General features: G+C 72.6%; 20 protein-coding genes and 1 pseudogene. 12 read left to right on the forward strand and 9 right to left on the reverse strand.

What is annotated here, in order from left to right; translation table 11 throughout:
- Nucleotides 1–22 precede the first annotated feature (22 nt).
- From F6W97_RS08450 to efeB, 6 genes are all read left to right on the forward strand, one after another.
- Nucleotides 23–961 carry a cation diffusion facilitator family transporter gene (locus tag F6W97_RS08450; protein WP_155369654.1) on the forward strand — a complete coding sequence of 313 codons (939 nt, stop codon included), beginning with the start codon at nucleotides 23–25 and terminating at the stop codon, nucleotides 959–961.
- 4 nt (nucleotides 962–965) lie between these two features.
- Nucleotides 966–2,129 (forward strand): mannose-6-phosphate isomerase, class I, encoded by a 1,164-nt coding sequence (gene manA, locus F6W97_RS08455; RefSeq protein WP_155369655.1) that lies wholly within the window; start codon nucleotides 966–968, stop codon nucleotides 2,127–2,129.
- A 382-nt stretch (nucleotides 2,130–2,511) separates the two neighbouring features.
- On the forward strand, nucleotides 2,512–3,963 hold the full coding sequence (gene ahcY / locus F6W97_RS08460; protein ID WP_155369656.1) for an adenosylhomocysteinase: 1,452 nt from the start codon (nucleotides 2,512–2,514) through the stop codon (nucleotides 3,961–3,963).
- A 167-nt stretch (nucleotides 3,964–4,130) separates the two neighbouring features.
- Nucleotides 4,131–5,003 carry an iron uptake transporter permease EfeU gene (efeU, locus tag F6W97_RS08465; protein ID WP_155369657.1) on the forward strand — a complete coding sequence of 291 codons (873 nt, stop codon included), beginning with the start codon at nucleotides 4,131–4,133 and terminating at the stop codon, nucleotides 5,001–5,003.
- Between the two features lie 29 nt (nucleotides 5,004–5,032).
- Nucleotides 5,033–6,160, forward strand: coding sequence for an iron uptake system protein EfeO (gene efeO / locus F6W97_RS08470; protein WP_155369658.1), 1,128 nt, complete (start codon nucleotides 5,033–5,035; stop codon nucleotides 6,158–6,160).
- 82 nt (nucleotides 6,161–6,242) lie between these two features.
- A complete protein-coding gene (gene efeB / locus F6W97_RS08475) occupies nucleotides 6,243–7,502 on the forward strand; it encodes an iron uptake transporter deferrochelatase/peroxidase subunit (protein ID WP_155369659.1) in 1,260 nt (419 codons plus the stop codon).
- 85 nt (nucleotides 7,503–7,587) lie between these two features.
- Here efeB and F6W97_RS08480 read toward each other — a convergent pair whose 3' ends face one another.
- Nucleotides 7,588–8,541, reverse strand: a complete 954-nt coding sequence (locus F6W97_RS08480; protein ID WP_155369660.1) for an RDD family protein — start codon at nucleotides 8,539–8,541, stop codon at nucleotides 7,588–7,590.
- A gap of 83 nt (nucleotides 8,542–8,624) precedes the next feature.
- On the opposite strand from F6W97_RS08480, the gene F6W97_RS08485 reads away from it, so the two are divergent.
- A complete protein-coding gene (locus F6W97_RS08485; RefSeq protein WP_155369661.1) occupies nucleotides 8,625–9,641 on the forward strand; it encodes a stage II sporulation protein M in 1,017 nt (338 codons plus the stop codon).
- Here F6W97_RS08485 and F6W97_RS08490 read toward each other — a convergent pair.
- The 5 genes from F6W97_RS08490 to F6W97_RS08510 are packed head-to-tail and all read right to left on the reverse strand — an operon-like array spanning nucleotide 9,608 to nucleotide 14,542.
- Nucleotides 9,608–10,921, reverse strand: a complete 1,314-nt coding sequence (locus tag F6W97_RS08490; protein ID WP_155369662.1) for a DUF58 domain-containing protein — start codon at nucleotides 10,919–10,921, stop codon at nucleotides 9,608–9,610. The genes F6W97_RS08485 and F6W97_RS08490 overlap by 34 nt on opposite strands.
- Nucleotides 10,922–10,927: 6 nt before the next feature.
- Nucleotides 10,928–11,905, reverse strand: a complete 978-nt coding sequence (locus tag F6W97_RS08495) for an AAA family ATPase (RefSeq protein ID WP_155369663.1) — start codon at nucleotides 11,903–11,905, stop codon at nucleotides 10,928–10,930.
- Nucleotides 11,902–13,125, reverse strand: coding sequence for a DUF4350 domain-containing protein (locus tag F6W97_RS08500; RefSeq protein ID WP_155369664.1), 1,224 nt, complete (start codon nucleotides 13,123–13,125; stop codon nucleotides 11,902–11,904). The genes F6W97_RS08495 and F6W97_RS08500 overlap by 4 nt, the downstream gene beginning before the upstream one ends.
- The gene (locus F6W97_RS08505) at nucleotides 13,122–13,688 is read right to left on the reverse strand and encodes a DUF4129 domain-containing protein (RefSeq protein ID WP_155369665.1); all 567 of its coding nucleotides are present in this window, start codon (nucleotides 13,686–13,688) and stop codon (nucleotides 13,122–13,124) included. The genes F6W97_RS08500 and F6W97_RS08505 overlap by 4 nt, the downstream gene beginning before the upstream one ends.
- On the reverse strand, nucleotides 13,688–14,542 hold the full coding sequence (locus tag F6W97_RS08510) for a hypothetical protein (protein ID WP_155369666.1): 855 nt from the start codon (nucleotides 14,540–14,542) through the stop codon (nucleotides 13,688–13,690). Before F6W97_RS08510 ends, F6W97_RS08505 begins: the two co-directional genes overlap by 1 nt.
- A 247-nt stretch (nucleotides 14,543–14,789) precedes the next feature.
- On the opposite strand from F6W97_RS08510, the gene mtrA reads away from it, so the two are divergent.
- The 5 genes and pseudogenes from mtrA (at nucleotide 14,790) to hpf (ending at nucleotide 20,623) form a co-directional block, all read left to right on the forward strand.
- A complete protein-coding gene (gene mtrA / locus F6W97_RS08515) occupies nucleotides 14,790–15,479 on the forward strand; it encodes an MtrAB system response regulator MtrA (protein WP_144121978.1) in 690 nt (229 codons plus the stop codon).
- Between the two features lie 159 nt (nucleotides 15,480–15,638).
- Nucleotides 15,639–17,315: pseudogene (gene mtrB, locus F6W97_RS40505) on the forward strand (MtrAB system histidine kinase MtrB); the annotation flags it as partial.
- Nucleotides 17,316–17,537: 222 nt separating this feature from the next.
- On the forward strand, nucleotides 17,538–19,001 hold the full coding sequence (locus F6W97_RS41370) for an LpqB family beta-propeller domain-containing protein (RefSeq protein ID WP_330164962.1): 1,464 nt from the start codon (nucleotides 17,538–17,540) through the stop codon (nucleotides 18,999–19,001).
- 3 nt (nucleotides 19,002–19,004) lie between these two features.
- Complete coding sequence (locus tag F6W97_RS08525; RefSeq protein WP_155369667.1) at nucleotides 19,005–19,733, forward strand: ComF family protein; 729 nt, start codon at nucleotides 19,005–19,007, stop codon at nucleotides 19,731–19,733.
- Between the two features lie 254 nt (nucleotides 19,734–19,987).
- Complete coding sequence (gene hpf, locus F6W97_RS08530; protein ID WP_155369668.1) at nucleotides 19,988–20,623, forward strand: ribosome hibernation-promoting factor, HPF/YfiA family; 636 nt, start codon at nucleotides 19,988–19,990, stop codon at nucleotides 20,621–20,623.
- Nucleotides 20,624–20,685: 62 nt separating this feature from the next.
- On the opposite strand, the gene F6W97_RS08535 is transcribed toward hpf, so the two are convergent.
- From F6W97_RS08535 to F6W97_RS08545, 3 genes are all read right to left on the reverse strand, one after another.
- The gene (locus F6W97_RS08535; RefSeq protein WP_155369669.1) at nucleotides 20,686–21,807 is read right to left on the reverse strand and encodes a GNAT family N-acetyltransferase; all 1,122 of its coding nucleotides are present in this window, start codon (nucleotides 21,805–21,807) and stop codon (nucleotides 20,686–20,688) included.
- 132 nt (nucleotides 21,808–21,939) lie between these two features.
- Nucleotides 21,940–22,527 (reverse strand): GNAT family N-acetyltransferase, encoded by a 588-nt coding sequence (locus tag F6W97_RS08540; protein ID WP_155369670.1) that lies wholly within the window; start codon nucleotides 22,525–22,527, stop codon nucleotides 21,940–21,942.
- Nucleotides 22,528–22,576: 49 nt separating this feature from the next.
- A complete protein-coding gene (locus F6W97_RS08545) occupies nucleotides 22,577–24,187 on the reverse strand; it encodes a BTAD domain-containing putative transcriptional regulator (protein WP_155369671.1) in 1,611 nt (536 codons plus the stop codon).
- Nucleotides 24,188–24,190: the final 3 nt, after the last annotated feature.

Consider the following 24,190-nt stretch of genomic DNA (forward strand, 5'->3'; position numbering starts at 1 on the left):
GTGGGCGTGCCGGGGTGGCGGCGTGAGCGCCGGAGGCGGCACCAAGGCGATCGTCGCGGCGCTGCTGGCGAACGTGGGTATCGCGATCACCAAGTTCATCGCGTGGGCCCTGTCCGGGTCGTCGTCGATGCTGGCGGAGGCGATCCACTCGGTGGCCGACTCGGGCAACCAGGTGCTGCTGCTGTTCGGCGGCCGCCGGGCCCAGCGGCAGGCGACGCCGCTGCACCCGTTCGGTTTCGGCCGGGAGCGGTACATCTACGCGTTCATCGTGTCGATCGTCCTGTTCAGCGTGGGTGGCCTGTTCGCCCTGTATGAGGCGTACCACAAGTTCCACGAGGCAACGCACAGCGCGGACAAGGGCGCCATCACCAGCTGGCAGTGGCTGCCGGTCACGGTGCTGCTCGTCGCGATCGTCCTGGAGTCGTTCTCCTTCCGCACCGCGATCGTCGAATCCAACCTGGTACGCGGCAACGCCTCCTGGAAGGACTTCATCCGGCGGGCCAAGGCGCCGGAACTCCCGGTGATCCTGCTGGAGGACCTCGGCGCGCTGGTGGGTCTGGTCTTCGCCCTGTTCGGCGTCTGCATGACGCTGATCACCGGTAACGGCATCTGGGATGCCGTCGGCACTATGATGATCGGTCTCCTGCTCGTCGTCATCGCCGTGGTGCTGGCGATCGAGACGAAGAGCCTGCTGCTCGGCGAGTCGGCCACCGACGAGCACGTCAAGGCGATCGCCGTGGCGATCGAGGCCGGCCCCGAGGTGGAGCGCTTGATCCACATGCGCACCATGCACCTCGGTCCGGAGGAGCTGCTCGTCGCCGCCAAGATCGCGGTACGGCACGACGAGTCGGCCGACGAGGTGGCCAGGGGCATCGACGCCACCGAGCGGCGGATCCGCGAGGCGGTGCCGATCGCCAAGCTGATCTACCTAGAGCCGGACATCTACCACCAGAAGGGCTGAGCGAGTGCGCCGCCTCCACAACCGCATCCGGCCCTATGCGTGGGGCTCGCACGACGTGATCGCGCGTGTGCAGGGGCGGCCCGTGCCCAGTGACGGGCCCGAGGCCGAGCTGTGGGTCGGCGCACATCCCGACTGCTCCTCCCTGGTGGGCGACGTCCCGCTGGTCGACGTGATCGCGTCGGCGCCGGGCGACCTGCTCGGCGCCGACGCGCTCGACCGGTTCGGCGTACGGCTGCCGTACCTGCTCAAGCTGCTGGCCGCGGAGCGCTCGCTGTCCCTGCAGGCGCATCCCGACGCGCGGCAGGCGGCCGACGGCTACGCGGCCGAGAACGCTGCGGGGGTGCCCCACGGGGCCGCCCACCGCAGCTACGTCGACGGCAACCACAAGCCCGAGCTGCTGGTGGCGTACACCGAGTTCGAGGCGCTCTGCGGGTTCCGGCCGGCGGCCGAGTCGGCGGAGCTGCTCGACGCGCTCGGCGTCATGGCGCTCAAGCCGGTGGTCGGCGCGCTGGCCGTGGGCGACCTGCGGGAGGCCGTACGCGCACTGCTCAGTTGGCCCGCGGCCGGCCGGGCTGACCTCGTCGACCAGGCCGTGACGGCGTCCGGGAACCTGCCGGACGGACCGGCCGGCGGCGGCCCGCGCGGCCTGGTGCGGCTGCTGGCGCACGACTACCCGGGTGACGTCGGGGTGCTGGTCGCGCTGCTGCTCAACCACGTGGTGCTGGCCCCGGGCCAGGGCATCTGGATGCCGGCGGGCAACCTGCACGGCTACCTGCGCGGGGCCGGGGTCGAGATCATGGCGGCCAGCGACAACGTGCTGCGCGGCGGGCTGACCCCCAAACACGTGAACGTCCCGGAGCTGCTGCGGGTGCTGCGCTTCGAGCCGCTGCCCGACCCGGTGCGCGACCCCGAGCCGGTGGCGCCGGGCGTGGACACCTGGTCCGTGCCGGTGGACGACTTCCGGCTGCACCGCATCCGGCTGGACGGCGGCGAGGCGGCGCTGGACCCGGCGGGGCCGCGTACCACGCTGTGCCTGGCGGGGGCGGTGACGGTCGGCGACAGCGCGGGCTCGGCCCGGCTGAGCGGCGGCGAGGCCGCGTTCGGCGCCGCGGGCGGCGGAAAGATGATCTTCTCGGGCACCGGAGAGGCGTACCTGGCCTCGCTCTGAGTGCCGCCCTGCTCCACAACAGACGTTGGCCTGACCGGTTGAAAATGAACCCCATTTCTCAACCGGGCAGGCCTTTTCGCGTACACGGGGACCGGCGCGACACGGCGACGCGTACGACTTGAGGGTTCTGCTTGACACCAGAAAAGCGGAGTGTAGCCTTTTACTCACGCAGCGTTATCGGGATCATTCAGTCCGAGCCACGCGCGGGGGAACCAAACCGGGGGGAGTGTGGCCCGGTCTTTGAGGCGGAGGGTCCGTCCGGAGACCGGGCCACACGTATTGCCCCGGACCGACGCACCGTCCCGGCCGGTTCTCGGTCCCTGGGACGGGGAGAAGTAGGCTGTACCTCGCACTGGTCAGCCGACCGATTGGGAGTTCATCTATGGCCCGCACCCTTGCCCCCGGCGACTTCAAGGTCGCCGATCTTTCTCTCGCGGCGTTCGGCCGCAAGGAGATCCAGCTCGCCGAGCACGAGATGCCCGGCCTGATGGCGGTACGCCGTGAGTACGCCGCCGCCCAGCCGCTGGCGGGGGCACGCATCGCCGGCTCGCTGCACATGACCGTGCAGACCGCGGTGCTGATCGAGACGCTGGTCGACCTGGGCGCCGACGTGCGCTGGGCCAGCTGCAACATCTTCTCCACGCAGGATCACGCCGCCGCCGCGATCGCGGTCGGCCGCGAGGGCACCGTCGAGGCTCCCGCGGGCGTGCCCGTCTTCGCCTGGAAGGGCGAGACGCTCGAGGAGTACTGGTGGTGCACCGAGCAGATCCTGCAGTGGCCCGGCGGCGAGGGCCCGAACATGATCCTCGACGACGGCGGTGACGCCACCCTGCTCGTGCACAAGGGTGTCGAGTTCGAGGCGGCCGGGGCGGTGCCCTCGCCCGAGAGCGCCGACTCCGAGGAGTACGCGATCATCCTCGGCGTGCTGCAGCGCTCGCTGGTCGCCGACGCCAAGCGCTGGACGACCATCGCGGCCGGCATCAAGGGCGTGACCGAGGAGACCACCACCGGCGTGCACCGCCTCTACGAGATGCAGCAGACCGGCTCGCTGCTCTTCCCGGCGATCAACGTCAACGACTCGGTCACCAAGAGCAAGTTCGACAACAAGTACGGCTGCCGCCACTCGCTGATCGACGGCATCAACCGGGCCACCGACGTGCTGATCGGCGGCAAGGTCGCGGTCGTGGCCGGCTACGGCGACGTGGGCAAGGGCTGCGCCGAGTCGCTGCGCGGCCAGGGCGCCCGGGTGATCGTCACCGAGATCGACCCGATCTGCGCGCTGCAGGCGGCGATGGACGGCTACCAGGTCGCCACCATGGAGGACGTGGTCGCCACGGCGGACATCTTCATCACCGCCACCGGCTGCAAGGACGTCATCACCGGCGACCAGATGAGCCGGATGAAGCACCAGGCCATCGTCGGCAACATCGGCCACTTCGACAACGAGATCGACATGGCCGGGCTGCAGAAGACCCCGGGCGTCGAGCGGATCAACATCAAGCCGCAGGTGGACGAGTGGCGCTTCGCCGACGGCCACTCGATCATCGTGCTGTCCGAGGGCCGGCTGCTGAACCTGGGCAACGCCACCGGGCACCCGTCGTTCGTGATGAGCAACAGCTTCACCAACCAGGTCCTGGCGCAGATCGAGCTGTTCACCAAGCTCGACCAGTACCCGATCGGCGTCTACACGCTGTCGAAGGAACTCGACGAGAAGGTGGCCCGGCTGCACCTGGACGCGCTCGGCGTCCGGCTGACCGAGCTCACCAAGTCGCAGGCCGACTACCTCGGCGTGGCTGTCGAGGGGCCGTACAAGGCGGACCACTACCGGTACTGATCCGGATCGGCGAAACGGAGAAAGGGCGCCCGCTCGGGCGCCCTTTCTCGTGTTCTGGACCCGGTCCAATGAAGTGACGGGGATCGACTTCTCAGCTGATGGGCACCTACGCTAAGGTACGCCTCGCCTTAGTTAGGCAAGGCTGGTCTATTCGCTGAGGTGGTGCCATGGACGCAAACGTCTTCCTTCCCACGTTCCTGATCGGGTTGCGGGAAGGCCTGGAGGCGACGCTCGTGGTCACCATCCTGGTGGCGTTCCTGGTCAAGACCGACCGCAGGGACCGGCTGCGCTTCGTCTGGCTCGGTGTGGCCGTGGCCGCCGCGCTGTCGGTGGGCTTCGCGGCGGTGCTGCAGTACACCAGCGCGCACCTGGAGTTCGAGCGGCAGGAGCTGTTCGAGGCGATCACCTCGATCCTGGCCGTGGTCTTCGTCACGTGGATGATTTTCTGGATGCGCCGGGCCGCCCGCTCCATCTCCGGTGACCTTCGCGCCAAGCTCGACGCCGCGATCGCGCTCGGTCCGCTGGCCGTCGTCGTCACCGCCTTCCTCGCCGTCGCGCGCGAGGGGCTGGAAACCTCGCTGATCTTCTTCGCGACCGTGCAGGGCGCCACCTCGACCTGGTCGGTGATCGCGATCCTGGCCGGCATCGCCACCTCGGTCGCGCTGGGCTTCCTGATGTACCGCAGCGCGCTGCGGATCAACCTGACGAAGTTCTTCACCTGGACCGGCGTGCTGCTGGTGCTGGTGGCCGCGGGCATCCTCAAGTACGGCGTGCACGACCTGCTGGAGGCGGGGGTGCTGCCCGGCCTGAACACGCTGGCCTTCGACATCTCCACCACGCTGCCGCCGACGACGTGGTACGCCGAGCTGCTGCGCGGCACGTTCAACTTCACCCCCGCGCCGACCGTGCTGGAGACCGTCGCCTGGGTCGCGTACGCGGTGCCGGTGCTCGTGCTCTTCCTGCTGCCGCACCGGCCGGCGACGCCGCCGGCCGCCCCCGCTGCCACTCCCGCGCCGGTCGCCACCGGCGGCGACCGCTGAAACCACACCTCGAAAATCAGGAGTCACCCATGCGCAAGCTCTCCGTGCTCACGGCGACCGCCGTGCTCGGCCTGGGCATGTCCGCCTGTACCACCGACCCCGAGCCCGCTGCCCCTGGCGACACGACCGGCCCGATCGCGGTCAAGGCGACCGACGCAACCTGTGAGGTGGGCCGGGCCGAGACCGCGGCCGGGACGGTGACGTTCACGATCGCCAACGGCGGCGCGAAGGTCACCGAGTTCTACGTTTACGCCGCCGGTGACCGGGTGATGGGCGAGGTCGAGAACATCGCGCCGGGCCTGACCCGGGAGCTGAAGGTCGAGCTGACCGCGGGCACGTACGAGACCGCGTGCAAGCCGGGCATGATCGGCAAGGGCATCCGGGGCGCGTTCAAGGTGACCGGTTCGGCCGCGCCGCTGACCGCCGACGCGAAGCTGGCCGAGGCGACCGCGAACTACCAGCGCTACATCCAGAGCCAGACCGCGGCGCTGCTGCCCAAGACCGAGGAGTTCGTGGCCGCGGTCAAGGCCGGCGACGTCGAGAAGGCCAAGGCGCTGTTCCCGATCGCGCGCACCTACTGGGAGCGCATCGAGCCGGTCGCCGAGATCTTCGGCGACCTGGACCCGAAGATCGACGGCCGGGCCGAGGTGATCGAGGAGGGCATGGCCTTCACCGGTTTCCACCGCCTGGAGCAGGACCTGTGGGAGAAGAAGGACATCTCCAAGTCCGGTCCGATCGCCGACCAGCTGCTGGTCGACGTGAAGGAGATCGTGGCCAAGGCGAACGCGGAGAAGCTGTCGCCGCTGCAGCTGGCCAACGGCGCCAAGGAACTGCTGGACGAGGTCGCCTCCGGGAAGATCACCGGCGAGGAGGACCGCTACTCGCACACCGACCTGTGGGACTTCGCCGCCAACGTCGAGGGTTCCAAGGCGTCCGTGCAGGCGCTGCGCCCGACCCTGGAGGAGCGCGCGCCGGAGCTGGTCACCGCCCTGGACGCCGCGTTCGCGAACGTGGAGACCGCGCTGGGCAAGCACCGCGCCGGTGACGGCTGGAAGCTGCACAACCAGCTCACCCAGGCCGAGCTGAAGGAGCTCAGCGACGTCATCAACGCGCTTGCCGAGCCGATCAGCAAGGTCGCCGCGGTCGTCGCCAAGTAGTCGCCCGTCCGCCGGTCCGCCGCGCCGCCCGCACCGGGCCGGTCGCGGCGGGCCGGCGCCGGATACGGAAGAGGTGGAGCAGATGGTTTCGCGACGGGTGGCCCTGACCGCGGCCGGAGTCGGCATCGCGGGTGTGGCCGGCGCGGCCGCCGTGGGAGCGGCGATGATGGACGACGACCGGTCTCCGGCGTCGGCGTCGCCGGGCGACGCGGTGCCGTTCTACGGCGAGCACCAGGCGGGCATCGTCACGCCCGCGCAGGACCGGCTGCACTTCGCGGCCTTCGACGTGATCACCAAGGACCGCGCGAAGCTGGTCGAGATGCTGCGCGAGTGGACCGCCGCGGCGTCCCGGATGACCCAGGGCCGCGACGCGGGGCTGCTCGGCGCGGTCGGCGGCCAGGCCGAAGCCCCACCGGACGACACCGGCGAGGCGCTGGGGCTGCCCGCCTCCGGGCTGACCCTGACCATCGGGTTCGGCCGCAGCCTGTTCCGCGATGCCGCCGGTGTAGACCGGTTCGGGATCGCCGCGCGGATGCCGTCCGCGCTGGAGCCGCTGCCGCATTTCCCGGGCGACGCGCTGCGGCCCGAGATCAGCGACGGCGACCTGTGCGTGCAGGCCTGCGCCAACGACCCCCAGGTGGCCGTCCACGCCATCCGCAACCTGGCCCGCATCGGCTTCGGCGTGGTCAGCATCCGCTACTCCCAGCTCGGCTTCGGGCGCACCTCCAGCACCTCACGCGAGCAGACCACCGCCCGCAACCTGATGGGCTTCAAGGACGGCACCCGCAACCTCAAACTCGAAGACACCGACCTGCTGCGCGAGCAGCTGTGGGCCCGCGCCGAGGACGGCGCGGCGTGGATGGCCGGCGGCAGCTACCTGGTCACCCGCCGCATCCGGATGACCGTCGAGACCTGGGACCGCACCCCGCTGGCCGAGCAGGAGGCGATCTTCGGCCGGGACAAGGGCGAGGGCGCGCCGCTGGGCCGGGCCAAGGAGTTCGACGAGCCGGACTTCGAGGCCAAGGGTGCCGACGGCGAGCCGGTCATCGCCAAACAGGCGCACATCCGGCTGGCGCATCCCGACTTCAACAACGGGGCGCACCTGCTGCGCCGGGGGTACAACTTCGTCGACGGCTCCGACAACCTCGGCCGCCTCGACGCGGGGCTGTTCTTCATCGCGTACCAGCGCGACCCGCACAAGCAGTTCGTGCCGGTGCAGCGCAGCCTGGCCCGCGCCGACATCCTCAACGAGTACATCCGGCACGTCTCCAGCGGCCTGTGGGCCTGCCCGCCCGGCGTCACCGGCGACGGCGACCACTGGGGCCGGGCGCTGTTCGCCTGATCGGCCCGCGTCAGCGACCGAGGCTCCGCCCCGCCGTGCTACCGGCGGAGCGGAGCCTCGTTTTCGTGGCAGGAGGCGATCGGGGTCAGGCCGGGGCGGCCGGCCGCAGCGAGCGCGGGTCGACGGCCGGGCCGGTCGGCTGACCGGGGACGAGCGGGGCCGGACCGGCCGGGGCGACGGCCGCCGGGACAGCGGGCACGGGCGCGAAGAGTTCCGGCCACAGCACGGCGTGGCTGGCCCGGTCGCGGGCCAGGCGCTGGGCCGCGCGGCGGTGCCGCTCGCCGATCACCGCGGCCAGGTACGCCCAGCCGGGCGTGTCCGCCGGGGGAGCCGGGGTGACGCAGGCGGAGATCTCGGTGGCCAGCGCATGTCCGAGCCGGGTGCGGTAGGGCTCGCGCAGCCCGCGGCTGCGGGCCAGGAAGTGGCGGGCGGCCAGCGCCAGCTCGTCGTCGAGTCCGGTCAGGTCGAGGGTCGCCGCCCAGCGGGCCAGCGGCGGCGGGGTCGTCGGGATCCAGCCCCAGCCCTGCGGGGTGCGGTCGTGGATGACGATGGTCCCGGCGACCACGTCGGCCAGCCGCTTGCCGCGGGGCGATCCGGTCAGCACCGCCAGGCTCACCGCCCAGTTGACGATCAGCAGCATGCCCGGCCACTCCAGGGTCGCCCCGATCAGCGCCCGGGTGAACGACTGGCGCAGCGTGATCGGGCCGCCGTCGTCGCGTACCACGCGCAGGCCCATCGCGAGCTTGCCCAGCGACCGGCCCCGGGTCAGCACGAGCAGCAGGGTCGGATAGCCCACGGCCGTCAGCACCAGGGCGATGATGTACGAGGCGTTCGCGCTGGCCATGTCCATGAGCCCGGTGATGCCGAAGAACGCCAGCAGCGCCGCCACCAGCCCGAAGAACAGCACGGCCTGCGCGACGATGTCGATCATCAGGGCGGGCACCCGCGATCCCGCGCGGGCCAGCCGGACCTCCAGGTGTACGGCCTCGCCGCTGACCAGCCCCGCCGTGCTCTCCGCCGTCTGGCGCCCCTGCCGCATCGGCACAGTGAATCACAGGTCCGCGCGGCGCGACCGCCCCCGCTAGGCTGCCGGTCGGCGGAGAACCGGGGAGAGGACGACTGGTGGACCTGGACGCGTACGTGGCCGAGCACCGCGGCGAATGGCGGCGCCTGGAGGCGCTGAGCCGACGGCGCAAGCCCTCCGCGGCCGAGGCCGACGAGATGGTGCTGCTCTACCAGCGGGTGGCCACCCACCTGTCCGTGGTGCGCAGCCGCACACCGGACCCGGCGCTGGTGGCGGAGCTGTCGCGGCTGGTCCTGTCGGCGCGCGCGGCGATCACCGGGGCCCAGCCGGTGGACTGGCGGCGGGTGCCCCGCTTCCTGGCCCACGACCTGCCGCTCGCCATCTACCAGGCACGCCGCTGGTGGATCACCGCTGCGGTCTGCTTCCTGCTGGTGTCGGCCGCGGTGGCGGCCTGGGTGATCCAGGACCCGACCCTGCCGAAGGCCTTCGGGATGTCCGAGGCGGACATCGACAGCCTGGTCAACCACGACTTCGAGAACTACTACAGCGAGAACTTCGCGCCCAACTTCGGCCTGCTGGTGTGGACCAACAACGCCTGGATCGCCGCGCAGTGCCTGGCCGCGGGGGTGCTGCTGCTGCCGGTGGCGTGGATCCTGTGGCAGAACGCGCTGAGCGTCGGCATGACCGGCGGCCTGATGATCGGCCACGGCCGGGCCGACGTGTTCTTCGGCCTGATCGCCCCGCACGGCCTGCTGGAACTGACCGCGATCTTCGTGGCGGCCGGCATCGGCCTGCGGGTCGGCTGGGCGTGGGTGGTGCCCGGACCGCTGCTGACCCGGGGGCAGTCGCTGGCCGCCGCCGCCCGGCAGGGCATCACCGGCGCGGTCGGGCTGGTCGGCGTGCTCGCCGTGGCCGGGCTGCTGGAGGCGTTCGTGACGCCGTCGTTCCTGCCGCTGATCGTGCGGGACGCGATCGGCGTGCTGGTGTGGACAGCCTTCCTGGCGTACGTCTTCGTGCTGGGCCGCCGGGCCGAGCGCGCCGGGGACCTCGTGCTCGCCGACGGGTTCGCACCCGCCGGCGCTCAGAGCCGGCCGGTGGCCTTCAACGCGAGGTAGGCGTCGGTGACCTCGCCGGCGAACGTGTCCGCCGGGAAGTCCAGCACCTGCACCCCGTACCGGGCCAGCGCGGCGCTCAGCTTCTCCCGCTCGGCCAGCGCCCGGGTGCCGGCCGCGGCGGCGTAGACCTCGTTCGGGCCGTGCAGCGGGGTGGCCGCGAGCTCGTTGAGGGCCGGGTCGTGCACGGCGGCGATGAGCACCCGGTGCCGGGCGGCCAGCCGCGGCAGCACCGGCAGCAGGCCCTCGCCGAGCGCCCCCGGCTCCAGCGCGGTGAACACCACCACCAGGCAGCGCTTGCGCTCCCGGCGCAGCACCTCGCTGGTGATCAGCTCGAAGTCGGTCTCCACCATCGCGGGGTGCAGCGGGGCCACCGCGTTGATCAGGCGCGGCAGCGTGCCGCGGCCGTGCGAACCGGCCACCACCGCACGCACCCGGTGGTCGGCCGCGATCAGGTCGACCTGGTCACCGGCCTCCTGGGCGACCGCGGCCAGCAGCAGCGCGGCGTCCATGGCGGCGTCGAGGCGGGGCTCGTCGCCGACCCGGACCGCGCTGGTGCGGCCGGTGTCCAGCACGCACACCACCCGCCGGGAGCGTTCGGGCCGCCAGGTGCGCACCATGACGTCGCGCCGCCGGGCGGTGGCCCGCCAGTCGATCGAGCGCACGTCGTCGCCGGGCACGTACTCGCGGAGCACGTCGAACTCGGTGCCCTGGCCACGGCCCCGGATCGCGGTCGCGCCCTCGACGGTGCGCAGTTTCGCCAGCTTCTCCGGCAGGTGCCGGCGGGACGCGAACCGGGGCAGCACCCGCAGGGCCCACGGCGGGCGGTGGTAGGCCTGGCGCACGGCCAGCCCCAGCGGGCCGTGGCTGCGTACGGTGACCTGCTCGGCGGTGCGGTCGCCGCGCCGGGTGGGGGTCAGCGTGGTGGTCAGCGTCGCCGCCTCGTCCGCGGCCAGGGCCAGGCGGTGGGCGTACGGCTGTGCCCCCGCCGAGGGCACCCAGGCGTCGCGCACCAGCAGCCGGGCGTCGGAGCCGGCGCGGTTCGCCACGGTCAGCGCGACCTCGACGTCCTCGCCGAGCCGCACCACGGCGCCGGTCGTCGCACGCCGGACGGTGACCCGGCGCGGGTCGGCGGCCAGCGCCCAGTCGGCGAGCACGGCCGCCGCGACGAGCGCGAGCAGCACCCCGGCCAGCGCCCACGGCGGGACGCCGTACAGCGCCGACAGCACGCCGACGACCGGCGCGCACAGCGCGACCAGCAGGGCGGCACGAGCGGTGGGCACGTCGCCCTACCGCGGGGTCGGCACGGAGGCGAGCACAGCGTCGAGGACCGACTCGGCGCTGACCCCCTCCAGCTCCGCCTCGGGCGTCAGCCGCAGCCGGTGCCGCAGCGTGGGCCGGGCCATGACCTTCACGTCGTCCGGGGTCACGTGGTCGCGGCCGCTCAGCCAGGCCCACGCCTTCGCGGTGGCCAGCAGCGACGTCGCGCCGCGCGGCGAGGCGCCCAGCTCCACCGACGGGGTGGCCCGGGTGGCCCGGCAGACGTCCACGATGTATCCCAGCACCGGCTCGGTCACGGTGACCCGGCCGACCGCCGCCCGCGCCGCGGCCAGCTCCACCGGGCCGGCGACCGCCTTGATGCCGACCGCCCCGAGGTCGCGCGGGTCGAAGCCGCCGTGGTGCGCACGCAGCACGCCCAGCTCCTCCTCGCGGGCCGGCAGCGGCACGGTCAGCTTCAGCAGGAAGCGGTCCACCTGCGCCTCGGGCAGCGGGTACGTGCCCTCGTGCTCGATCGGGTTCTGCGTCGCGGCGACCAGGAACGGCTCGGGCAGCGGCCGGGTCACCCCGTCCGCGGAGACCTGGCGCTCCTCCATGACCTCCAGCAGCGACGACTGGGTCTTCGGCGGCGTCCGGTTGATCTCGTCGGCGAGCAGCAGGTTGGTGAAGACCGGGCCGGGCCGGAACTGGAACTCCGCGCTGCGCGGGTCGTAGATGACCGAGCCCGTCACGTCACCGGGCATCAGGTCCGGGGTGAACTGGATGCGCTTCATCTGCAGGTCCAGGGCCGCACCGAGGCTGCGTACCAGCAGGGTCTTGGCGACCCCGGGCGGACCTTCCAGGAGCACGTGCCCGCGGCACAGCAGCGCGATGACCAGCCCGGCGACGACGCCGTCCTGGCCGACCACGGCCTTGGACACCTCCGCGCGCAGCCGGCCGAGCGCTTCGCGGGCGAATTCGGCGGTCTCGGTTGTCGACGGCTCGGTCACCGGTGCTCTCCTTCTTTGACAGGTCGTGCGGTCACGTATTCGACCAGTTGCCGCAGCTCGACGGCGCAGGTGTGCAGTTGCTCGTCCGTCTCCGGCGGCGGCCCGTAGAGGATCTCGCCGAGGCGGTGCGGATGGTCGCCGGTGCGCGCCTGGACTGCCGGCAGCAGCGTCTCGGGACCCGCGGTGGTGGGCAGGCCAAGCGCCACGGCCAGCCGGCGCCGGGCGGCGGTCCGCAGCGTCTCCAGCGCCGGTCCGCGCGCCTTGGCCCGCCGGTAGAGCCGTCCCCGCCCGGCCGCGGTCTCCGCGCCGGGCACCTCCACCGGCAGCGCCTCGGGCACCGGCGGGCCCAGCCGCCGCCCGCGCGCCAGGACGATCGTCAGCGTCGCGGCCAGCAGCGTCAGCACCACCCAGAACAGCCAGTCCGGGAACGGGCTGGGTCCCTCCTGCCCGACCTGCTCGCGTTCCGGCTGGTCAGGCAAGTCGGGGATGTCCTGCCGCGGCTGCGGAGGGACTGCCTCCTGCTCGTGCAGGTCGAGCCAGACCACGGTGCTCTTGGCGCTGAGCAGGTCCAGGGCGAGCCCGGCGTTGTCGTGCTCGTCCGCCCGCTCCGCGCGGAACGGGTCGGCGCTGCCGACGAGCACGAACTCCTTGCCGTACTCGAAGACCCGGACCACGCCGCCGGCGTAGCAGCTCTCGACCGCGGTGTCCGAGTCCTCCAGCCGCCCGTAGCGGGTCCGCACCACGGCGGCCGGCCCGGCGCCGGTCAGCTCGCAGCCCGCGCCGCGGTCGGCCGCGCCGGTCGCCCAGCGCCGCCTGGTCGCGCCGAGCGCGTCGACGGCCTGCCTGACCTGGGTGTCGTCGGGTTCCACCAGCACCACGCGGGTGCGGTCGGGCAGCCGGTACAGCCTGCGGAGCTGGTTCCGGTAGGGGAAGCCGGGGCTGGGCACGAACAGCGTCGCGTCCCCGCGGGCGGCCTGCGCCGCGGCGAAGGCGTCGTCGCTGCCGGTGACCCGGCGGACCGTCACGCCCCGGGCGCGCAGCTGCTCGGCCAGCCAGGCCGAGCCGTCAGGACCGTCACCGACCGGCGACAGGTAGGCCGCGTCGGACGGCGACGGCTCCTCGACCTCGTGCGCGACGACCGAGAACAGGATCAGCGCCAGCACCGGCAGGATCGGCAGCACCAGCCGCCACCGGCGACGCCGTTGCGCCCTGGCCGTCATCGCCCACCTCGCACCAGCTCGTGCACGGTGGCCAGGTGGCCCCGCATCAGCTCGTCGTCGCCGGCGGTCGCCGGGCGCTCGGCGTACCAGATGCCGGAGAAGATCCCGGTCGCGCTCTGCAGGGCGGGCCCCAGCTCGGGGCGGGCCCCGCCGGCGGCACGCGCCAGCTCCGTGACCGTCCAGCCGGGCACGTGCTCGACCACGCCCCGGTCGACGAGTTCGCGGACCATGGCCCGCAGCCGCTCGCGTACGGCCTCGGCCCAGCGGCCCTCGGCCGCGAACCGGTCGGCCTGGGACAGGTAGACCTCGGCAGGCAGGGCAGGCAGCTCGTCCGCCGCGGCCTCGTCCTCGTCCAGGTCAGGCCGGTCGTCGGCCTTCGCGATGGTCAGCCCCGGCTCGCCGGCCCGCTTCTTGCGGCGCATCCGCCAGCGCTTGGGCAGCCAGCCGGGGTAGGTGAACCACAGCACCGCGACGATGGCCGCCAGCAGCAGGGCCAACGGCGCGGCCAGCCCGAACGGGATGACGTCGTCGAAGATCGCGACCGTCTCGTTCCACCATCGCATCAGCGTGCCGCCAGCATCTCGGGGCCGGGCTCGCGGTGCCGGGCGGCCCGGGTCAGCCAGAGGTCGAGGCCCTCCAACCGGACCCGCGACTCGATCAGCAGCGCGGCGTCCAGCGCGGCCAGGCTGGCGTACGCCAGCGTGTTGGCGGCCACGATCATCGGCACCAGCAGCCACTCCGCCGTCCCGGCGGGCAGCGGCAGGTACTCCAGCCCGGCCAGCAGGCCCAGGTAGAACGCGAAGCGGATGAGCAGCCAGGACGAGTAGCCGATGACCCGTACGGCGGCGCCGCGCATACCGCCGCGGAAGGCCAGCCCGGCCCCCCGCTTGAGCGCGCCGAACGGCCCGCGCCGTTCGATCGTCACCGCGACCGCGGCCAGGCCGAACAGGGGGTATCCGAGCAGCCACACCGGCCCGAGGAACGCCCCGAGCGCGGCAGGCACCGCCGCGACGAGGCCGACCAGGGCGACCGCCTCGACCTCCCGGAACCGCTCACGCCACCGCCCCAGCGCCACCGGTCGGCCGGTGACGGCGGAGACCGCGGCGCGGCCCGCCTGCGGCCCGAGCCAGGCGATGATCAGGGCTTCCAGGCCCGCGCCGATGGCCAGCAGCACCCAGTAGCCGCCGCTGAGCCCCGGCATGCCGTCGCTGAGGCGGATGCCCAGGGTCAGCCGTCCGGGCACCAGCACCGCCTGCTCCAGCACGGCGAGCGCCGCGGCGGTCGCCAGTAGCCCGGCGGCACGGCGGCGTACCAGCTCGGAAGCGGTGTCCAGCAGCTCGCCCAGGGTGAGCGGGCGCAGTGGCAGCGCTTCGTCACGCGGCAGCCGGCGCGCGGCCGAAGGCGCTGCGCGTTCCAATCGTCGCTCCGAGGGGGTGTCGGCGGACCGTGGGGAGTCCCTGGGCACGACGCGCGAGCGGCGGCGGGCCGGGACGGACCATGTTCCGGGGGGTGGCGGAGGCCGCCGCCATCCTGGCACGGCGTGGCCACATACGTGGCCCCTACCCTGGCCGATCGGACGAGATCGGTGAAGCGGGTTCGTGTCTCGGCGGGTGGGATGGGATATTGGACGGCATGAGCGAGCCGATGATGCCGAGGTTTACCGCATGAGGGCGCGTGTCCTGGTGGTGGACGACGATCCCGCGCTCGCCGAGATGCTCGGCATCGTGCTGCGCAGCGAGGGTTTCGTGCCCGCCTTCGTGGCCGACGGCGAGCGGGCGCTGGCCGCCTTCCGTGAGGCCCGCCCCGACGTGGTGCTGCTCGACCTGATGCTGCCCGGCATGAGCGGGCTGGACGTCTGCCGTGCGATCCGGGCCGAGTCCGGTGTGCCGATCGTGATGCTGACGGCGAAAAGCGACACCGTCGACGTCGTGCTGGGCCTGGAGTCCGGCGCCGACGACTACGTGGTCAAGCCGTTCAAGCCCAAGGAGCTGGTGGCCCGGGTCCGGGCGCGGCTGCGCCGGGGCGAGGACGTGACCCCCGAGCTGCTGACCATCGGGCCGCCGGACAACCAGATCATCATCGACGTGCCGGCGCACACGGTGACCCGCAACGGGTCCGAGGTCAAGCTCACCCCGCTGGAGTTCGACCTGCTGGTGGCCCTGGCCCGCAAGCCGCGCCAGGTGTTCACCCGTGAGGTGCTGCTGGAGCAGGTCTGGGGCTACCGCCACTCGGCGGACACCCGGCTGGTGAACGTGCACGTGCAGCGCCTGCGAGCCAAGATCGAACCGGACCCCGAGCGCCCGGAGATCATCTTGACCGTGCGCGGCGTGGGTTACAAGGCCGGCACCAGCTAACCTTGACCGACCGTGACCACCCCCACCCCCACCCCTGTTGAGCTGCCCGAACCCCGCCAGGCGGGGGATGACGGGCAGCCCTCGGGCGTGCCCGCACCTCTCGTGCAGGCGCGCGCCACGATCAAGCAGCTCGTGAAGAAGACGGCCCGGGTGCCGGCATTGCGCCCCGCGGCGCGGCGGCTCGCCCCGGGGGTGCGCCAGGCCCGGCGGATCTGGCGGCGCTCGCTGCAGCTGCGGATGGTCACCGTCACCCTGCTCTGCTCCAGCGTGCTGGTCGGCGGCTTCGGCTACCTGATCGCCAAGAGCAGCACCGACAGCCTCCTGGAAGGGGCCGAGCAGGACGCGCGACGCCAGGTCCTCAGCGGCGTCACCACCGCCAGCCAGCAGCTGAGCGCGATTCCGATCGCGGCCAGCCCGGACACCCCCGGCCAGGTGGTCCGCCTGCTGAGCTCGCTGACCGGTGGCCAGGAGGGCGTCGTGACGACCATGCGCTTCTCCGAGGTGACGGACGCGCCGCTGCTGAGCAGTGCCGGGCTCGCCTGGCCGCAGGGCCTCGACCTGCGCCCGGCGATCACCAAGGAGCTGGAGGACGACGTCCGGGCCGGCGGCCGGTCCTACCAGTACGTCAGCGCGGACCTGGGCGACGGCGCACACACCTACCTGGTGTGGGGCTCACCGGTGCCCACGCTGAAGTGGAAGGGCGGCTCGGTCGAGCTGTACTACCTCTTCCCGGTGGACACCGAGATCGAGGTCGCCAAGGACATCACCTCGACCGTCAGCTTCGTCGGGGTGGCGCTGGTGCTGCTGCTCGGCATGGTCACCGCACTCGTCACCAGGGCCACGGTCAGCCCGGTCCGGGTCGCGGCCCGCACCGCGCAGCGCCTGTCCGCCGGACTGCTCGACCAGCGGATGGTCGTCAAGGGCGAGGACGAGATGGCCCTGCTCGCCGACGCGTTCAACCAGATGGCGGCCAACCTGCAACGCCAGATCGTGCGGCTGGAGGAGATGTCCCGGCTGCAGCGGCGCTTCACCTCGGACGTTTCGCACGAGCTGCGCACCCCGCTGACCACCGTGCGGATGGCGGCCGACCTGCTCTACTCCCAGCGCGAGGACTTCGACCCGGCATCGGCGCGCAGCGCCGAGCTGCTGCAGGCCGAGCTGGACCGGTTCGAGGAGCTGCTCACCGACCTGCTGGAGATCAGCCGGTTCGACGCCGGCTTCGCCATGCTCGACTCCGAGCCGACCGACCTGGTCACCGTGGTGCGCCGGGTGACCGAGCGGCTGGAGTCGGTCGCCGACCGGGTCGGCGTGAACCTGGAGCTGGTCTCACCGGATCCGCCGGTCATCGCGGAGATCGACCCGCGCCGGGTGGAGCGGATCCTGCGCAACCTGGTGGGCAATGCCGTGGATCATGGCGAGGGCCGGCCGGTGACGGTCACCCTGGGCATCGACGCACGCGCCATCGCGATCACCGTGCGGGACCACGGCGTCGGTCTGAAGCCCGGTGAGGAGAAGCTCGTGTTCAACCGGTTCTGGCGAGCGGATCCGTCCCGGGCGCGGCAGACCGGTGGCACCGGCCTCGGCCTGTCGATCAGCATCGAGGACGCGCGGCTGCACGGCGGATGGCTGGAGGCCTGGGGCGCGCCGGGAGCCGGTGCGCAGTTCCGGCTGACCCTGCCCGTGCGGGCGGGCGGGCGGCTGACCGGCGGACTGCTGGCGGTGACGGCCGCGCTGGCGCTGTCCGGCTGCGGCATCGGGGTGCGCGGCGACGTGGTGCGCGACGGCGTGGGCCCGTCGGCGGGTCCCGGGTTGACCTCCTCCGACGGCGTCAAACCGCCGGCGTGGAGCGCGAACGAGACGGACCCGACCGTCCTGGTGGGCAACTTCCTCAAAGCGGCCGCCGGCGATCACGACGGCGCCGGACACACCGCGGTCATGGCGGCGGTGAAGCCGTACGTGGCCGATGCCAAGCATGACGAGTGGAACCCCGGACCCGATGTGGTGCTCGTCAAGGTGCTCGAGACGACGACTCTCGAAAACGACGCGGTCGAGGTGCGGATGCGCCGGATCGGCGTGCTGACCACCGACGGTCGTGTCGATCCGTACGCCGGCGCGCAGCGCTCCCCCTATCGCTTCAATTTCGAGCCCGCCCCCGGCGGCGGCCTGGTGCTGACCAACCCGCCGGAAGATCTGCTGCTCAACGTGGAATCGCTGGAGAACTACTACGTCAAGCTGCCGATCTACTTCTGGAACACCGACCGCACCTCGCTGGTCCCCGACGTGCGATACCTGGCCAGGGCCGTGCCGGAGGAGCAGGTCAACACCCGGCTGTTCGACTGGTTGAAGAAGGGGCCTTCACCCTGGCTGGCCAAGACGGTGGAGGAGGTGCCGGAGGACACCGGGCGGCTGGGCAGCATCGTCGAGGACGCGCGCCAGATCACGGTGAACCTGGGAGCGCTGGCCGATGTGGCGGCGCGCGACAGGCTCGCCGCCCAGTTGCACTGGACGCTGTGGCCGGCCGACAACCAGCGTCTGCAGTTGCAGCTGGAGGGGCGTGACGTCACCACGGACTACCGCTTTCCCGACAAGAACCTGGCCGCGGCCCTGCCCAAGGCGCGCGAGGCCTACCGGTACGCGGTGGTGGACGGTGTGCTGACCCGCCTCACCAAGCCGGGTCAGGCGTACCCGCGGTGGCAGGTTCCGACCGCCGTCAACAGCAGGGTGATCTCCGCGGCGGTGGCCAAGGAAGAGGCGGCCTTCGCGGTGGTGCGCGAGGGGGCGAAGGGCCGTCCGGAGCTGTACATCTGGCCGCGCAGCGACGCCGGCAACAACGCCACGGTCAACAAGGTCGCGCTGACCGCCGACGTGATGTCGCGGCCGATCTGGCTGGATCGGGCGGCCGGGGCGGCGCTGGTGCTGGCCGACGGGAAGCTCTGGTCGGTGGGGGTCAAGGACACCCGGGCCACGCCGGTGAACGACGAGAGCGCCCGTGCGCTCGGGAAGGTCACCGGCGTGACCGTCGCGCCGGACGGACGGCGCATGGCGCTGGTGATCGGCGGTGAGCTCTACGTCGCGGCGCTGCAGCGCCAGTCGCTCAAGCTCGGCACGTTCGTCGTGGGCGAGCCACGCAAGGTGCCCACCAGCCTGGACGGGCGGCTGCGCGAGGTGGCCTTCCTGCAGGAGGACATGGTGGTCGTCAGCGCCTCCGGCGACAAGGCGGCGCTGGCGCAGGTGACCATCGACGGCGCGATCGAGGAGGTCTTCCCGACCAATCGGCGCGCGGTCGTCGCCAACCTCACCGCGTACGTCGTCAACGGTGGCCAGCGCCAGTTCAGCGGCCCGGTGATGCTGGACGTGGACGACAAGGCCAACCAGGCGTTCAACAACAAGCTCTCGCCGATCGACAGGAGTTCGCTGGCACCGCCGCCGTCGTCGCCTCCGGTGTCGCCGGCCCCGTCCTCGTCGGCCTCCCCCGGGCCGCCGGTGGAACCGGTCATCACGGCTGCCTGCTTCGAGGGCTGAGCTGTGCCGGTAGGGGCGCTGTGGCAGGCACTGGCCGATCTGGTGCTGCCCACCTCCTGTGCCGGTTGCGGAGCTTCCGGGCTGCCGCTGCGCCACGAGGTCTGCGCGGGCTGCGCCCGTGCGGTGGAGTCGCTGCGCGCCTCGCCGACCCGTCCCGATCCGGCTCCGGCCGGCCTGCCCGCCTGCGTGGCGCTGGGCGGGTACGACGGCGAGCTGCGGGAGCTGATCCTCGCGTTCAAGGAGCGCGGGCGGCACCGGCTGGCCCGGCCGCTGGGGGCGCTGCTGGCCGAGGCGGTCGCCGCGTCGACCGCTCCGGATCGCCCGCTGCTGCTGCTCTACGTCCCCGACACGGCGCAGGCGGCGCGCGCCCGGCACGGCGACCACATGCGTGCACTGGCCCGCTGCGCGGCGGACCGGCTGCGGGAGGCGGGCCGGCGGGCGGAGACGGCCGCGCCGCTGCGCGCCCTGCCGAAGGCCGATTCGGCGCACCTGACGTCGGCCCAGCGGGCCGCGGGGGCGGCGGGTGCGTTCGCGCCGCGGCGTGGGGAGCTGGAGCGGGCGCGTCGGGCCGCGCCCGGGTCCGTGACGGTGCTGCTGGACGACATCGTCACCACCGGGGCGACGCTGGCCGCCGCGTCCTCGCTGCTGGCAGCTGAGGGGGTGCGCGTCGAGGCCTGCGTGACCCTGGCGGCGACACGCCGGTACCTGCCACAGCGCGCAATATGGCCGTAATCTTCGGATAATGGCTGGATCGATGCTGGGTGACGGCTCCGTGACGCGCGGTACCGAAAGGGCGAATCTCGTCAAAACAGTCTTGGTACAAGGGATGACGAGTGGCTGACAAGGGGCTAGCGTCAGAAGCCAACCACCTGATGGAGGTCACCGTGCAAGTGGTGACGAGAGCGTCGGAAGGGGCATAGAGAAGTGCGCCCCGGACACCAGTTGCCGGGGTGTTCCGCACTCGGACAGACCGTGGGAGGTCAGGCGTGGACATCGAGGTCAAGGGTCGTAATGTTGAAGTTCCGGATCATTTCCGGGTTCATGTAGCCGACAAGCTGCAAAAAGTTGAGCGTTACGACCAGAAGATCATTGAATTCGACGTCGAGCTAATCCACGAGCGCAACCCGCGCCAAGCCGATTCCTGCCAGCACATCGAGATCACCTGCGTCACCCGCGGCCCCGTGATCCGCGCGACCGGTGCCGCCGGTGACTTCTACTCCGCACTCGACGAGGCCGTGGAGCGGCTCGACCGGCGACTGCGCAAGGCCGCTGACCGCCGCCGGGTGCACCGCGGCCGTCGCGCCCCGATCTCCGTCGCCGAGGCGACCGCGAACCTGGCCCTGTTCGAACCCCCCACGGGCGGCACGGCCACCGCCACGCTCGCGCGCTCCGCCAACGGCGCGGGCGGACCGATGGACGCCCTGGAGGACCAGGACCAGCCGTGGCACATCGTGCGGGAGAAGGAGTTCTCCGGTGAGCCGATGACAGTCGACGACGCCCTCTACCAGATGGAGCTGGTGGGGCACGACTTCTACCTGTTCCACGACAAGGACAGCGGTCGGCCCTGCGTCGTCTACCGCCGCAAGGCGTACGACTACGGCCTGCTGACCCTGGCCTGGTAGAACAGCCGATAAGACAGGTGTCGGCCTGTCCCGTCCGAGGATGGGACAGGCCGATCTTCGTGTCAGCGGTGCTTCTCGGCGATCCGCACGTACTGGATGTCGTCGACCCGGGTGCCGTCCCGCACGGGCAACCGCGCCTTGAGCGTGCCCTCCAGTTCGAAACCGGCCCGCTCCAGCACCCGCCGCGACGCCTCGTTGTAGGGGAACGTCCCGGCGACCACGCGCACCACGTCCGCCTGCTCCATCGCCCAGTCGCTGAGCAGCCGGGCGGCGCTGGTGGCGAAGCCCCGGCCGCGGAACTCCGGGCGCAGGGCGTAGCCGAGGATCGCCTGCTGCAGGAAGCGCTCGTGGTAATAGAGGCCGATCTCACCGGCGAACGCGCCACTGTCGGCGTCCAGGATGACGCAGGTGGCGCGGGCGCCTGCCAGCCAGTCGGCCTCGGCGCAGGCGCAGCGCTCGCGCACACCGTCCAGGGTGGTCGGGCCGCCCACGTTGCTGCGCGCCACCTCGGGCAGCTCCGCCAGCGCGAAGTAGTCCTCGGCGTCGGCCGCGGCGATCCGGCGCAGCCGCACCCGCCCATCGGTCAGCTCGCCGCCCGGGAAGTCGGGCAGACCGGGCGGCACCGGGCCGGGCGGATCGCTCGCCAGGCGGACGAACGCCACGTAGTCGCCGTGGGAGCCGTCGCGGCGGGTCGACGCGCCGCGGCGTACGCCCTCGCGGGTGAAGCCCGCCGCCAGCGCGACCCGCTGGCTGGCCGCGTTCGACGGCACCGTGAACAGCTCCATGCGGATCATGCCCAGCGTGCCGAACGCCCAGTCGGTGATGGCGCGGGTCACCGCGGTGGCCACGCCCCGGCGGCGTGCCCACGGCGCGACCCAGTAGCCGACCTCGGCCTGGCGGCGGTCCTCCTGCAGGTGGCTCAGGCCCGCGCCGCCGAGCACCTCGTCGGTGACCGGGTCCACCACCGCCCAGGACGCCCCGCCCGCCTGCCAGTCGGCGAGCGACCCCTCGGTGATCCACCACCGTGCGTCATCCATCGTGTACGGCGTCGGCATCTGCGCCATGAAGTGCGCCGTCACCGGATCGTCGCAGGCCGCCTGCAACTGCTCGGCGTCGCGCAGGCGCCAGGGCCGCAGGCGCACCGTCCCGCCGTCGAGCGTCATCGGCTCACGGGGGCCGGTCATGCCTTCTCCTCACTGCGTTCGTCGGCGGCATCGCGGAGGCCGCCGATTCGCTCGCGGTGCTCGCTCATGCCTTCTCCTCACTGCGTTCGTCGGCGGCATCGCGGAGGCCGCCGATTCGCTCGCGGTGCTCGCTCATGCTTCTTCCTCGACGGCGGAGAGGTCCTCCCGGACCACGGCCGCGACCCAGGCGTCGCGGCGCTCGCCGCGGTGCGCGCAGCCGTTGCGCTGGACGCCCTCGTACCGGAAGCCGGCCTTCTCGGCGACCCGGCGCGAGCCGTCGTTGCCCACGTACGCCTTCCATTCCACCCGGGCCAGGCCGAGTTCGCGGATGCCCCACTCGGCGACGGCGCGTAGCGCGGCGCTCATGTAGCCGTGGCCGCGGGCGTGCGGCGCGGTGAGGAAGCCGACGTCGGCGACCTCCGGGTCACCGGATACGCGCAGGTCGATCTGGCCCACGTAGGCGTCGTCGGCGTCCGCGAGCACGAACGCGGCGCCCTGCCGGCGCTGCCACCACCCGGGGGCGTAGTCGGTGACGAAGCCGACCGCCTTCTCGTGGTCGTAGCCGAGGGGCACGGTGGTCCAGCGCAGGGTCTCCGGGTCGAGGCAGGCGGCCAGGACGCCGGAGGTGTCGGCGAGCTGGGCCGGCCGCAGGGTCAGCGCCGCGCCCTTGTCGGTGACGGTGCGCAGGACCGGTTGGGGGTCGTCGTACGGGTCGGTCATGGCCCCCACCCTGGCATATCCGTCCGCGGACCGGCACGCCGATTACCGGTCAGACGAGCGCGACCAGCACGTCGCGCTGCTCGTCGACGATCTGCCGGGGCAGCAGCCGGTGGTCCACGAGCTGGTCGACGGTGAGCAGCGGCCCGGCCGCGGTGCGGTGCTCGACGATGCGCCGGGCCTGGTCCGGGCCGATCCCGGGCACGCGGGCCAGCACCTCGGCGGGCACGCCGTTGACGTCGACCAGGCCGCCGTCGTCGTAGGCGGGTGCGAGGTCGGGGCGGCCGATGTGCAGTCGGCGCGCGATGTCGGGATGCTGGGTCAGCAGCCGGCGCGCCTGCTCCCGGCGTACCCGCAGCTCGATGGCCTGCACGGTGGTGGCCGAGGGCTGGTGGCGCGGCTTGTCCAGGCCCAGGAACACCCCCTGCGCGATGCCGCCGACCCACATCACCAGCGCCGCCATCATGGAGATGTCGTCGCCGACGGTGGTCTGCTCGGTGTCGGTGCTGATGGAGGTCCACGAGACGATGGCCAGGGTCAGGTAGGCGGCGGAGCACAGGCCGATCCGCCAGCTGCGCCGGTACGCGGCGAAGAAGCCCATCACCGCGAAGCTGGCGAAGCCGCAGGACAGCAGCGGCACCGCGCCGCCGATCGCGGCCAGCACGATGCGCAGCGTGCCCGCCGTGTCCGCCGGTCGGGCCGGGGGAGGCGGATATGGCGGCGCCCAGGCCGGTGTGCCGTACGGCAGCCAGGCGCCGGGCGGCGCGTACACGGCGCCCGGGTGCCCGGCCGGTGGCAGCGGATGCGGGTACGGCGGCGGTGCGAAGCCGACCGGCGGCCCGGCGTGCGTGCCAGGCGCCGGCGCCCCGGCGTACGCGGCGGCGGGGCGCAGCAGTGCCGCGTCGCCCTGCAGGATGGCGCGGTGCAACTGCTGCAGCCGCTCGCCGGGCTCCACCCCGAACTCCTCGGCCAGCAGCGCACGGGTGTCGCGGTACGCGGCCAGCGCCTCGGCCTGCCGGCCGCACCGGTAGAGCGCCAGGATCAGCAGGTGGCGCAGCCCTTCCCGGAGCGGGAACTCGGCGACCAGCTCGACCAGCCGGGTCGCGGCGTCCACGTGCCGGCCCAGTTCGAGTTCCAGTTCGACCATGGTCTCCAGGGCGGCGGCGCGGGTCTCCAGCAGCCGCTCGCGGGCCGTGTCGAAGACCGGTCCGGGCAGGCCGCCCAGCGGCTCGGCCCGCCACAGCGCCGTCGCCTCCCGCAGCACCGCGACGGCCTCCACGAGCCGCTGGTCGGCGTGCAGCGCCTGCGCGCGGGATACCTGCCGGGCGAACACGTCGGTGTCGAGGCTGCCTTCCGGCGCCGCGAGGAGGTACCCGGCCGGGGTCAGCGTGATCAGGCGGCCCGGGTTGCGGGGCGAGTGCTCGGGGTCCAGCGCCCGGCGCAGGCCCGCGACGTACTTCTGCACCACGTTCGGGCCGTTCTCCGGCGGGTCGGACTGCCAGACCGCGTCGATGATGGCGGCGGGGGCGACCGGCCGGTTGGCGTTGAGCACCAGCATCGCCAGCACCGCCCGCTGCTTGCCGGGTCCGAGGTCGAGTTCCGTGTTGCCGTGCCACGCCCGCAGCGGGCCCAGCAGCTCGAAGCGCAGCGGCCTGTCGGTCACGGT

Source organism: Catellatospora vulcania, assembly GCF_009720385.1.
GTDB lineage: Bacteria > Actinomycetota > Actinomycetes > Mycobacteriales > Micromonosporaceae > Catellatospora > Catellatospora vulcania.

Coding starts and splice junctions, on each gene's coding strand:
- F6W97_RS08535 (WP_155369669.1), bottom strand. CDS start 21,807: ATGACCGGCCCCCGTGAGCCGATGACGCTCGACGGCGGGACGGTGCGC.
- mtrA (WP_144121978.1), top strand. CDS start 14,790: ATGAGGGCGCGTGTCCTGGTGGTGGACGACGATCCCGCGCTCGCCGAG.
- efeB (WP_155369659.1), top strand. CDS start 6,243: ATGGTTTCGCGACGGGTGGCCCTGACCGCGGCCGGAGTCGGCATCGCG.
- F6W97_RS08540 (WP_155369670.1), bottom strand. CDS start 22,527: ATGACCGACCCGTACGACGACCCCCAACCGGTCCTGCGCACCGTCACC.
- F6W97_RS08480 (WP_155369660.1), bottom strand. CDS start 8,541: ATGCGGCAGGGGCGCCAGACGGCGGAGAGCACGGCGGGGCTGGTCAGC.
- F6W97_RS08500 (WP_155369664.1), bottom strand. CDS start 13,125: ATGACGGCCAGGGCGCAACGGCGTCGCCGGTGGCGGCTGGTGCTGCCG.
- efeU (WP_155369657.1), top strand. CDS start 4,131: ATGGACGCAAACGTCTTCCTTCCCACGTTCCTGATCGGGTTGCGGGAA.
- ahcY (WP_155369656.1), top strand. CDS start 2,512: ATGGCCCGCACCCTTGCCCCCGGCGACTTCAAGGTCGCCGATCTTTCT.
- F6W97_RS41370 (WP_330164962.1), top strand. CDS start 17,538: ATGCGCCGGATCGGCGTGCTGACCACCGACGGTCGTGTCGATCCGTAC.
- F6W97_RS08505 (WP_155369665.1), bottom strand. CDS start 13,688: ATGCGATGGTGGAACGAGACGGTCGCGATCTTCGACGACGTCATCCCG.
- efeO (WP_155369658.1), top strand. CDS start 5,033: ATGCGCAAGCTCTCCGTGCTCACGGCGACCGCCGTGCTCGGCCTGGGC.